General features: G+C 71.9%; 9 protein-coding genes. 1 reads left to right on the forward strand and 8 read right to left on the reverse strand.

Translation table 11 applies throughout. The features are described from left to right. From ACFW9D_RS25790 to ACFW9D_RS25810, 5 genes are all read right to left on the reverse strand, one after another. On the reverse strand, positions 1 to 1,209 hold a 1,209-nt coding region (locus ACFW9D_RS25790; RefSeq protein WP_384625326.1), incomplete at its 3' end, for a nucleotidyl transferase AbiEii/AbiGii toxin family protein. Then, positions 1,206 to 1,988 (reverse strand): hypothetical protein, encoded by a 783-nt coding sequence (locus ACFW9D_RS25795; RefSeq protein WP_384625329.1) that lies wholly within the window; start codon positions 1,986 to 1,988, stop codon positions 1,206 to 1,208. The genes ACFW9D_RS25790 and ACFW9D_RS25795, both read right to left, overlap by 4 nt. 144 nt (positions 1,989 to 2,132) lie before the next feature. Then, positions 2,133 to 2,879, reverse strand: a complete 747-nt coding sequence (locus ACFW9D_RS25800; protein ID WP_188335653.1) for a succinate dehydrogenase/fumarate reductase iron-sulfur subunit — start codon at positions 2,877 to 2,879, stop codon at positions 2,133 to 2,135. Further along, positions 2,876 to 4,825 (reverse strand): fumarate reductase/succinate dehydrogenase flavoprotein subunit, encoded by a 1,950-nt coding sequence (locus ACFW9D_RS25805; protein ID WP_384625332.1) that lies wholly within the window; start codon positions 4,823 to 4,825, stop codon positions 2,876 to 2,878. The genes ACFW9D_RS25800 and ACFW9D_RS25805 overlap by 4 nt, the downstream gene beginning before the upstream one ends. Before the next feature lie 4 nt (positions 4,826 to 4,829). Continuing rightward, positions 4,830 to 5,501, reverse strand: a complete 672-nt coding sequence (locus ACFW9D_RS25810) for a succinate dehydrogenase (protein ID WP_188341173.1) — start codon at positions 5,499 to 5,501, stop codon at positions 4,830 to 4,832. Positions 5,502 to 5,633: 132 nt separating this feature from the next. On the opposite strand from ACFW9D_RS25810, the gene ACFW9D_RS25815 reads away from it, so the two are divergent. Next, positions 5,634 to 6,524, forward strand: coding sequence for a LysR family transcriptional regulator (locus tag ACFW9D_RS25815; protein WP_188335655.1), 891 nt, complete (start codon positions 5,634 to 5,636; stop codon positions 6,522 to 6,524). Between the two features lie 242 nt (positions 6,525 to 6,766). Here the strand turns inward: ACFW9D_RS25815 and ACFW9D_RS25820 are convergent, their stop codons facing one another. The 3 genes from ACFW9D_RS25820 to ACFW9D_RS25830 all read right to left on the reverse strand — a co-directional run bounded on the left by ACFW9D_RS25820 (position 6,767) and on the right by ACFW9D_RS25830 (position 10,978). After that, positions 6,767 to 8,914 carry a bifunctional diguanylate cyclase/phosphodiesterase gene (locus ACFW9D_RS25820; protein ID WP_188335656.1) on the reverse strand — a complete coding sequence of 716 codons (2,148 nt, stop codon included), beginning with the start codon at positions 8,912 to 8,914 and terminating at the stop codon, positions 6,767 to 6,769. Beyond that, the gene (locus ACFW9D_RS25825) at positions 8,911 to 9,726 is read right to left on the reverse strand and encodes an SAM-dependent methyltransferase (protein ID WP_188335657.1); all 816 of its coding nucleotides are present in this window, start codon (positions 9,724 to 9,726) and stop codon (positions 8,911 to 8,913) included. The genes ACFW9D_RS25820 and ACFW9D_RS25825 overlap by 4 nt, the downstream gene beginning before the upstream one ends. Positions 9,727 to 10,021: 295 nt before the next feature. Beyond that, positions 10,022 to 10,978, reverse strand: a complete 957-nt coding sequence (locus ACFW9D_RS25830; RefSeq protein WP_384625337.1) for an SCO0930 family lipoprotein — start codon at positions 10,976 to 10,978, stop codon at positions 10,022 to 10,024. Positions 10,979 to 11,461: the final 483 nt, after the last annotated feature.

Genomic DNA, 11,461 nt, shown 5'->3' on the forward strand with positions numbered 1-11,461 from the left:
GGCCACGCCCTCCTCGAGGGTGCCCTTGTCGCGGCCGCGGATCTCGCGCACCCCCACGCCGGCCGCCCGCGCCCCGGCCGTCCCGGCCCCGGCGAGCCGGCCCAGCGCGCGGGCGGGTTCGGTGGGGTCCGTGGCGCGGACCCGGTCCACCAGCGGGGTCAGCCAGCGCGCCCAGCGCTCGTACGGGGGCAGGTCCGCGTTCTGTTCGGCGCGGGCGATCACCGGTTCGAGGGCCGCGGCGAGCCGGGCGTAGTACGCGTCGACCGTGCCGGTGACGTGCGGGTACTCGACCTGGAAGTGCTCCCAGCCCACGTTCGCGAAGTCATAGATCTCGTTGAGCCACCAGCGTCCGCCGGGGCACAGCAGCACGTCGCCGGACAGGACGAACGCCGCCCGCAGCACGTCGAAGTCGACGGGGCCCAGTTCGGAGAGGAGCACGGCGTCGTACAGGTCCTTGCCCTGCGGATGCATGTCGCTGATCAGCCACACGATCTTCCATGCGAGGGAGAGACCGGGGGCGACGGTCAGCAGGGTGCTGGGCGGGCCGTCGCCGAGCGGGTTCAGGGTCGTGCGGATTGCGGGCTCGGCGAGCGGCTCGTCGTACACGACGTCGATCTGCACGGTGCCGCCGGCGGTGCCGGGCGCCGTCCAGGGCAGCAGGAGCCGGTGTCCCGGCACCCGGTCGTACGTCCAGATGTCCTCGGTGACCGCTCCGGCCGCGTCGATCCACACCAGGGAGCCGGGCCAGGCGGCGGCCTCCGCCTCGGCCGCGGCGGCGATCTGCGGGAACAGTCCGGCGGCCTCGGGACCCTCGAACGCCCATCCCTCGGGCGCGACGAAGTCCAGGTCGCCGGGCTCTCGGGCCTCCTCTCCGCACCAGGTCGCCATCAGCACGCTGCCGCGCAGGACGAGGCGGGCGCCGAGCGGTGTCCTCGCGACGGCGGCGAGGACGAGGTCGAGGGCGGTGCGGCGGGCCCGGAACCAGGTGTTCGCCTCACGGTCGTCGGTGAAGCGGGGGTCACCCGCGCGGTAGGCGTTCGGGTACTGGGTCAGCGCCGGGTCGAAGACCGCGGGCTGGGTGAGGCCCTCGGGGGCGGGGAGGAGTGTGCGGGGCACTGCGTGGCCCGGGCGGGTGTTGTGCTCGGTCGGGGCGGTGTGGGGGATCGGGGCGCCCGGGGTGAGGGCGCGGGTCCAGGGGTCGGGTTTCATGCGGGGCTCCTCTCCGGAGCGGGGGTGGCGTGAGAGCTCGGGTTCGGCCGCTTCGTCGCGGGCGGGCGGCCGGTGGGGGCTTGTCGCGCAGTTCCCCGCGACCCTGAAGTGCGCACTTCGTGCGCCACTTCAGGGGTGCCGTCCAGCCAGCCCGCGTCCAGGTCCAGGTGGGTGTCGTGGAGCACGTACTCGCGTTCCGTCTCCGCCACTTGGGCGTCGGGCAGCTCGGCCAGCAGGGCTTCCAGGCGGCGTTGAGCCGTTCTCGCGCCCACCGCGTGGCAGCGCTGGGTCACGAAGCGCTCCTGCATGCCATCGGGTCTGATGCGGCGGGCATTGCGGGAGAGGTGGGCGCCGTGGGTGACGACGCGGGCCGCGAGAGCGTCCAGGTCGGCCTCGGCCGGGAGCAGGAGCTTGACGTGGTGCTCGAAGTGGAGGTGGCTCGGGGCGAGTCGGGCCTCGGCGTCGGTCTGCGGGACGCCGGACGCCCACGGGCTCGTCTCCGCCTTGGTCCGCAGGACCGGGAAGCCGGCGTGCGCGAGGGCGGCCGCGGTCTCCGCCACCGTCGTGCGGAGCCAGGCGTCGGCGCGGCCGTGGCCGCGGAGGGTGACCATGGGCTGGGAGGGGTGGTGGCCGCGGGCCAGGACGATGTGGGTGAAGCCGAGTCCGTGCGCGGCGGCCCAGTCGGCGAGGCGTCCGACGGCGGACTCGTCCCCGGCGTCGACGGTGAGATGGGCCTCCAGGTCCCCCTCGTGGCGGGCCGGGCCGTGCTGCGTGATCATCCGCGCAGCGTACCGACGGGGCGGCGGCGCCGTCGCCGGGATTTCCGGGGCCCGACGCGATGACGGGACCGGGGGTTTGAGCACCACTCCCGGTCCCGCCCACCCCGCGCTGTTCGCGGGACGTTCTGTGCGTTGCTGCGAAGGTCAGCGGCCGACCTTGCGGTTGGCGCGCAGCCACTCCTTGTTCATGCTGGTGATGGAGAAGAGCGGGATGCCCTTCGGGCAGGCGGTGGCGCACTCGCCGGTGAGCGTGCAGCCGCCGAAGCCCTCGTCGTCCATCTGCGCCACCATGTCCAGGACGCGGGTCTCGCGCTCGGGGGCGCCCTGCGGCAGGACGTTGAGGTGGTTGATCTTCGCCGAGGTGAAGAGCATCGCCGCGCCGTTCGGGCAGGCGGCCACGCAGGCACCGCAGCCGATGCACTCGGCGTGCTCGAACGCGAAGTCGGCGTCGGGCTTGGGCACCGGGGTGGCGTGCGCCTCGGGGGCCGCGCCGGTCGGGGCCGTGACGTAGCCGCCGGCCTGGATGATCCGGTCGAAGGCCGAGCGGTCGACGACCAGGTCCTTGACGACCGGGAAGGCGGAGGCGCGCCACGGCTCGATGTCGATCGTGTCGCCGTCCTGGAAGGACCGCATGTGCAGCTGGCAGGTGGTGGTGCGCTCGGGGCCGTGCGCGTCGCCGTTGATGACGAGCGAGCAGGCGCCGCAGATGCCCTCGCGGCAGTCGTGGTCGAAGGCGACGGGGTCCTCGCCCTTGACGATGAGTTCCTCGTTGAGGGTGTCGAGCATCTCCAGGAACGACATGTCCTTGGAGATGCCGTCCACCTCGTACGTGGACATGGCGCCTTCGGCGTCGGCGTTCTTCTGGCGCCAGACGCGCAGGGTGAGCTTCATGCGTAGCTCCGCTGGGTGGGGTGGACGTACTCGAAGACGAGGTCTTCCTTGTGGAGCACCGGCGCCGTGCCGGTGCCGGTGAACTCCCAGGCGGCGGCGTAGGAGAACTCCTCGTCGCGGCGGGCGGCCTCACCGTCGGGCGTCTGGGACTCCTCGCGGAAGTGGCCGCCGCAGGACTCGGCGCGGTGCAGGGCGTCGAGGCACATGAGCTCGGCGAGCTCGAGGTAGTCGACGATGCGGTTGGCCTTCTCCAGCGACTGGTTGAACTCCTCGCCGGTGCCGGGCACCTTGATGCGGCGCCAGAACTCGTCGCGGATCTGCGGGATCCGGTCGAGGGCCTTGCGCAGGCCCTCCTCGGTGCGGGCCATGCCGCAGAACTCCCACATGAGTTCGCCGAGTTCGCGGTGGAAGGAGTCCGGGGTGCGGTCGCCGTCGACGGCGAGCAGCAGGTTGATGCGGTCCTCGGTCTCGGCGAGGACCTCCTGCGCCGCCGGGTGGTCGGCGTCGATCTCGTCCTCGTGCGGGTGCCGGGCCAGGTAGTCGTTGATGGTGGCCGGCAGGACGAAGTAGCCGTCGGCGAGGCCCTGCATCAGCGCGGAGGCGCCGAGCCGGTTCGCGCCGTGGTCGGAGAAGTTGGCCTCGCCGATCGCGAACAGGCCCGGGATGCTGGTCTGCAGGTCGTAGTCGACCCACAGGCCGCCCATCGTGTAGTGCACGGCCGGGTAGATGCGCATGGGCACCTGGTACGGATCCTCGTCGGTGATCCGCTGGTACATGTCGAAGAGGTTGCCGTACTTGGCCTCGACGGCCCCCCGGCCCATGCGCTCGATGGCGTCGGCGAAGTCGAGGTAGACGCCTTGGCCGCCGGGGCCCACTCCCCTGCCCTCGTCGCACACGTTCTTCGCGGCGCGGGAGGCGATGTCGCGCGGCACGAGGTTGCCGAAGGACGGGTAGATGCGCTCCAGGTAGTAGTCGCGCTCGTCCTCGGGGATCTGGTGCGCCGGGCGGGTGTCGCCCTTGGCCTTGGGCACCCAGATGCGGCCGTCGTTGCGCAGCGACTCGCTCATCAGCGTCAGCTTGGACTGGTGGTCGCCGGTGCGCGGGATGCAGGTGGGGTGGATCTGGGTGAAGCAGGGGTTGGCGAAGTGGGCACCGCGCCGGTGGGCGCGCCAGATCGCCGTGGCGTTGCTGTTCATGGCGTTCGTCGACAGGTAGAAGACGTTGCCGTAGCCGCCGGAGGCGAGCACGACGGCGTCCGCGAAGTACGTGTCGATCCTGCCGGTGACGAGGTCGCGGGCGACGATGCCGCGGGCCTTGCCGTCGACGACGATCAGGTCGAGCATCTCGGTGCGCGGGTGCAGTTCGATGTTGCCGGCGGCGACCTGCCGGCTGAGCGCCTGGTAGGCGCCGAGGAGGAGCTGCTGGCCCGTCTGGCCGCGGGCGTAGAAGGTGCGGGAGACCTGGACGCCGCCGAAGGAGCGGGTGTCGAGGAGGCCGCCGTACTCGCGGGCGAAGGGGACGCCCTGGGCGACGCACTGGTCGATGATCTCGACGGAGATCTGGGCGAGGCGCCGCACGTTCGACTCGCGGGCGCGGAAGTCGCCGCCCTTGACGGTGTCGTAGAACAGGCGGTGGATCGAGTCGCCGTCGTTGCGGTAGTTCTTCGCCGCGTTGATGCCGCCCTGCGCGGCGATGGAGTGGGCGCGGCGCGGGGAGTCCTGGAAGCAGAACTGGACGACGTGGTAGCCCTGTTCGGCGAGCGTGGCGCCGGCGCTGCCGCCGGCGAGGCCGGTCCCGACGACGATGACGGTGTGCTTGCGCCGGTTGGCGGGGTTGACCAGCTTGGCCTCGAAGCGGCGCTTGTCCCAGCGCTCCTCGACGGGCCCGGCCGGCGCCTTGGTGTCGACGACCGGCTCGCCGGTCGCGTAGTCCGCGTAGGTGCTCATGTCTTCAGCTCACCAATCCGGTCATGACGCCCACGGGCACGGCGACGAAGCCGGCGGTGAGCAGTACGGCGAGGACGTTGCCCGTGGTCTTCAGCACCCGGTCGCGGGTGCGGCTGCCGACGCCGAGGGTCTGCGCGGCGCTCCAGAACCCGTGCTGGACGTGGAAGCCGAGGGCGACCACGGCGACGATGTAGACGACGTTGCTCCACCAGGTCGAGAACGTGTCGATGATGTTCTGGTACGGGTGGAGGTGCTCGTAGCCGCCCGGGTGCACGGTGCCGGTCGTCAGGTCGAGGATGTGCCACACGATGAAGAGGCCGAGGATGATCCCGCCCCAGCGCATGGTGCGGGTGGCGTAGCTCGAACGGGCCTTCTTGTGGACGTACTTGCTGGGGCGCGCCTTGATGTCGCGGCGGCTGAGCTGGTACGCCGAGGTGGCGTGGGCGACGACGGCGGCGACGAGGACGACGCGCACGAGCCACAGGCCCCACTCGTGGTGGAGGACGGGGGCGCCCATGGTGCGCAGCCAGACCGCGTAGTGGTTGATCTCCTCGGGGCCGAAGAAGATCTTGAGGTTTCCGATCATGTGGGCGACCAGGTACAGCAGCATGACGATGCCGCTGACCGCCATCACGGTCTTCTTGCCGACGGTGCTGTCCCAGAGCGTGCGCGTCATCGACGGCCGTCGGTCCGTCCGTGTTGCCAGAGCCATGTCACTGACGGTAGGGGCCGGGGACCCGATCGGTCCAAGACATGGTGCGCCTCATTTCCATAGGCATTGCCTATCCAGGGAACTATCCTGGGGTTCATGCAGTTCCAGCAGCTCCAGTACTTCGTCGCGGTCGCCGAGACCCGGCACTTCACGCGCGCCGCCGAGCTCGTGCACGTGGCGCAGCCCTCGCTGTCCCAGCAGATCCGCGCCCTCGAGCGGGAGCTCGGCGTCGACCTGTTCCTGCGGGCGCGGGGGAACATCACGCTGACCGACGCCGGTGAGGCGCTGCTGCCGCTGGCCCGGCGCATCCTCGCCGACGCCGACACGGCGCGGCACGAGGTGCAGGAGCTGGCGCAGCTGAAGCGCGGGCGGGTGCGGCTGGGGGCGACGCCCTCGCTGTGCACGGGCCTGCTGCCGGACGTGCTGCGCGCCTTCCACGACCGCTACCCCGGCATCCAGCTGCTCATCGAGGAGTCCGGTTCGCACGACCTCGTACGGGAGCTGGCGCGCGGGGCGCTGGACCTGGCCCTGGTCGTGCTGCCGCTACCGGCGCCGGCGCCCGCGCTGACGACCGTTGAGCTGCTGCGGGAGGAGCTGGTGGTGGTGTCCTCACCGGACGCGCCGCGGCCCGGGCGGGGGCGGGCGTCGGTGCGGATCTCCGACCTGGAGGGGGAGCGGCTCGTCATGTTCCGGCACGGGTACGACCTGCGGGAGCTCACCGTCGCGGCGTGCCGGGCGGAGGGGTTCGAGCCGGATTTCGCGGTGGAAGGGGGCGAGATGGACGCGGTGCTGGGGTTCGTCCGGGCGGGACTGGGGGTCGCGGTCGTGCCGCGGATGGTCGCGGCTCGGGCCGGGGCGGATCTTCGGGTCACGCCCCTGGCGCGGCCGGGGTTGCACCGGACCATCGCGCTCGCGCACCGGTCCGATGTGGCGCCGCCACGGGCTGCGCGGGAGCTTCAGCGCCTTCTGTTCGCGCGGGACACGTGAGAGCTCGGGGCGCCTTGTCTCGTCTCGGGCCGCGGGCCGGTGGGGCTTCTCGCGCAGTTCCCCGCGCCCCTGGAAGGCTGCGGCTTCCCCAGATCAAAGGCGCCGGACGCCTCTGATCGGGGAGATGCGGCGCTAAGCGCCATGCATCTCAGGGGCGCGGGGCTGTGTCCATCAGCGGCTCCGCCGCGGGGCGCGACCAGCCCCCACCGGGGCCGCGGACGAATTCCGGCGAACCGACAGAGTCAGCTCGTGGCATCCGCCAGGGCCAGGTCGTGGAGACGGTCCGGCGGGCCGGGGCGCGCGTAGTACCAGCCCTGAGCCGTGTCACAGCCCAGCTCGCGGAGCTGCTCCGCCTGCGCCCCCGTCTCGACACCCTCCACCGTGACCGCGAGGTCCAGGCTGTGGGCCAGCGAGACGATGCCCTCCACGATCTTCAGGTCGACCGGATCGGCCGGGAACTGCTGCATGCCCTGCGTGAAGGAACGGTCCAGCTTGAGCACGTTGACCGGAAGCCGCCGCAGGTTCGCCAGGTTCGAGTACCCCGTGCCGAAGTCGTCCAGGGCTATGTCGACCCCCATCTCGGAGAGCCGGCGCAGCGGCTTGAGGAGGTCGTCGTCCGCGCCGATGAGCGCGGACTCGGTGACCTCCAGGCACAGCGCGCCCGGTTCGAGACCGGCCCGTTCCAGGATGTCGACGGTGTCGGAGACGAGCCCGGGGTGGGTGAGCTGCATCGGCGACAGGTTCACGTTGATGCGCAGGGGCCCCGCCTCCGCGTGCCGCTCCTGCCAGGCGCGGGCCTGCCGTACGGACTCCTCCAGGACCCAGCGGCCGAGCGGCACGATGAGCCCGGTGTGCTCGGCGAGCGGGATGAACCGGTCGGGCCCGAGCACCCCGTGCTGCGGGTGCAGCCACCGCACCAGCGCCTCGGCGCCGCGCACGCTGCCGTCGCCGAGGTGCACGAGCGGCTGGTACTCGATGAAGAACTCGCCGCGGTCCAGCGCGGCCGGCAGCGCGGTGGTGAGCCCGTGCCGGGTGATGGCGCGCGCGTCGGCCTCCGGGTCGGCGAGCTCGAAGCGGTTGCCGCCCGCGGACTTGGCCCGGTACATGGTGATGTCGGCGCTGCGCAGCACCTCGGCGGGGCTGCGCTCGGCGGCCGGGCCCTCGACGATGCCGATGGAGCCGCGCACGGAGAGTTCGCGGCCGTCGATGCGGATCGGGGTGGCGAGGGCGTGCATGATGCGGCCCGCGAGATCGTCGACCTCGGTCTGGGTGTCGGGTCCCGTGGTGAGGGCGACGAACTCGTCGCCGCCGAGCCGGGCGACCATCTCGCCGGGCGCGGTGGCGCAGGCCTGGAGCCGGTCGGCGACCTCGACCAGGAGGCGGTCGCCGACGGCGTGGCCGAGGCTGTCGTTGACGGTCTTGAAGCCGTCGAGGTCCAGGTAGCACAGGCCGAAGCGGGCTCCCTCGCCCGCGCCGAGCACCTTCTCCAGGCGTTCGAAGAAGAGGGTGCGGTTGGGCAGGCCGGTGAGCGCGTCGTGGGTGGCCTCGTAGCGCAGGCGCAGATTGAGCAGCCGACGCTCGGTGGTGTCCTCCATCAGCGCGAGCTGGTACTGGGGGACGCCGTCGGCGTCGCGCAGCAGCGACACCGTCAGATTGGTCCACAGGGCGGTGCCGTCGGGCCGCTGGAAGGCCTTCTCGACGCGGTAGTGCTCGCGCTCGCCGCGTACCAGCTCGTGGTAGAGGTGCCAGACCTGCGGGGCGTCCTCGGGGTGGGTCCACTCGGTGGTGTTCCGCCCGCGCAGCACGCTCTCGCTGCCGCCGAACATCCGCACCAGTGCGTCGTTGACCTCGAGGACGGTGCCGTCGAGGGAGGCGATGCCGATGCCGATGGCGGCGCCGTGGAACACCGCGCGGAACCGGGCCTCGCTCGCGTGCAACGCTTCGGCGACCGCGCTGCGGGCGTCGAGCGCGGCCCGCGAGATGGCCTCCTGCTCGACGCGGGTGCGCTCGCGCAGCGCGGCCGCGAAGCCTGCGGCCACCTCGTGCTGGATCCGGGAGCAGCGGGCGCGCAGGTCGTCCTCGCGGCCCGGGGTGTCGGCCTCCTCGCCGCAGTAGAGGACCAGGTAGGCCTCGACCACGTCCAGGGTGCGGCTGAGCGCGTCCGGGTCGGTGCAGTGGGCCTCGACGAGGCCCGCGCCGACGGCCCTGGCGCGCGCGGCGTCCAGGGTGTGTGCGGCGAGCGCCTCGCGCAGGATGTGCGCGAGCGGCGCGAGTTCGTCCTCGAACTCGGGCCGCGTCAGCGAGGTCGCCGTCACCGGGTAGATGGCCCGGCTCCAGATGGTGGCGAACCTGCGCAGTCTGTCCTCCGGTCCGCCCGGCTCTTCACTCACGCCTTGCGCCCCACTCCCACATAGCCCGCGAAGGTGTACGGGTCCTCGTCCTCCGGCGCCGTCTCGGGCCGCCACACCGGCATCGGCACGATGCCGGGCTCCACGACCTCGAACCCGTCGAAGAAGCGGCCGATCTCCGCGGGCGTGCGCATGATCAGCGGGTTGCGCACGGTGTCCCGGTAGACGCCGACGGTGCCGCCCGCCTGCTCCTGCGAGATGGGCATTCCCTGGTAGGAGGCGTGCGTGACGACGAGCATGCTGCCTGGGGCCAGTGCCTCGGCGAGTTCGGTGACCGCGCCGTACGGGTCGTCGGCGTCCTCGATGAAGTGGAGGACGGCGACGAGCAGCAGGGCGACGGGCCGGTCGAGGTCGAGCAGTCCGCGCACCTCGGCACTGGCGAGGATGTCGCGGGGCTTGCGCAGGTCGGCGGAGAGGACGGCGGTGTCCGCGTTGCCCTCCAGGACCGCGCGGCTGTGCGCGACGGCGACCGGGTCGTGGTCGACGTAGACCACGCGGGCGCCGGGGCTCGCCTTCTGCGCCACCTCGTGGACGTTGCCGAACGTGGGGATGCCGGAGCCGATGTCGAGGAACTGGGTGATGCCCTCGTCGACGGCGTGGCGCACGGCCCGCCGCATGAACGCCCGGTTCGCCTGCATGATCTTCGGCAGGCCCGGCATGAACTCCATGGCCTTGCGCGCGGCTTCCCGGTCCACCTCGAAGTTGTGCGAACCGCCCAGGTAGTAGTCGTATATCCGGGAGACGCTGGGCACCGAGATGTCGATGCCCTGCGGGGCCCAGGCAGGACGCTCCATCAATCTCTCCAAGGCGTAGGCGAGCCGGTGTTCGAGCTGAGGCTACTGATCAGGTGCCAAAGGAGCGAGTCAAAACGGAAATTGACCGTCCGTTCTCGGTCACTGCCTGCGGCACGTGCCAATTGCACAGAGCCCGAAATCACCCCGAAACCATCGCTTTCCCAACCCAAAAGGAACCGGCCCGTTCCCCGCACATGACCTTCACTGGCCATGGAGGAACGGACCGGCGTTTCGTCAAATCCCCGCCGACTCTACTGTGCCTCGCTCGCGGAGCGCACGGACCCCGCCCCCAAGGTCACTTCGGGGCGCCGACGGGCTTTCCGTCCGGGGCCGCCGCGTACCAAGTGCCGCCCACGCCCTGGCCGTTGGTGTCGCCCGGCTTCTTGTCGCCGGAAAACGTGTAGACCGGCCAGCAGTTCAGGGTCTGCTGCTTCGTACCGTCGGGTCGGGTGAAGGTCATGTATCCCTTGAGCGGAATGCCCTTGGTGTCGTTCTTGGCGACCGGCGCGACGGCGGGCCACTTCTCGGCGCAGGCGCCCACGCAGTTCGACTTGATGGGCCAGGCGGAGTCCTTGAGGAAGCGGTAGACGGTCCTGCCCTCCCGGTCGACGACGATCTCTCCGAGCTTCGGGTCCTTGCGGGTGGAAAGGCCCTTGAGGTCCGCCGGGCGGGCGGCCGCCGCGGGGCTCGCCTTCTTGCCGTCGGGCGCCGCCGCGTACCAGACGCCGCCCACGCCCTGCCCCTTGGCGTCACCGGGCTTGGTGTCCTTGGCGTAGCGGTACATGGGCCAGCCGTCGAGGGTGAGCTGCTTGGTGCCGTCGGCGGCGGTGACCTCGCCGAGCAGGGAGGGGTCGACGCCGGGCGCCGCCTTCGCGCCGTCGGCAGGCACGGCCGGCCAGGCCTTGAGGCACGCGTCGTCGCAGTTCGACTGCGGTGGCTGCGCGGTGTCCTTGTCGAAGCGGTACAGGGTGAACCCGGCGCTGTCGGTGACGACGCCGCCGAGTTTCTTGCTGTCCCAGACGGCGAGCTGTCCCGCGGACTCGGTCTTGGCGGCCGTGTCCCCCGACGAGCCGTAACCGTCGGAGCCGTAGCCGTCCGCGCCCGATCCGTAACCGCCCTGCGCGGGCGCCGCGTCGCCCACGTTCTGGCTCGTACCGGTCACGTCGCCCCGGTCCTGACCGCATGCCGTCGTCAGGGCCAGCAGGGCCGCGGCCGTCGCCACGAACGAGGCGCTGCGCCAGGAGGTCTTCATCGTCAACTCCCGCTGATCTTCTGGGTGTTGCCCGGAACCGGTCGGGTCCGCGCATGACCGTGGATACGGACGCGGACGCGGGGTGTGTTCAACACGGCGCGAGATTTCTGACTCCTACGGGGGACGGCACGCCCGGCAAACCTCGCGCGCCCCCGCGCCCCACGATCGGAGTAATCGCAACCCGCCCGGGCGTGTCCGCGCCGGACGCTGCCGAGGATCACCGTCGTGCATCGATCGAAGCGGGCCGGATCGGCCCTGGTCACCCGCGTCCTGGCGGTGGTCGTGACGGCCTGGCTGTGCGGCGCGCCCGCGAGCGCGGCGGCGCTCGTCCCGGCCGACGCCTGCGCGTGGGCCTCCGTGGACGGGGGCGCCGAGGGCGGCGCCGTCGCGGTCGCGGGCGCCGGGGCGCAGTGCAGCCCGGCCCCCCCCCCGCCCCCCCCCCCCCCCCCGCCCCCGCCCCCCCCCCCACCCCCCCCCCCCCCC

This window comes from Streptomyces sp. NPDC059524 (assembly GCF_042749255.1).
Classification (GTDB): domain Bacteria; phylum Actinomycetota; class Actinomycetes; order Streptomycetales; family Streptomycetaceae; genus Streptomyces; species Streptomyces xanthii.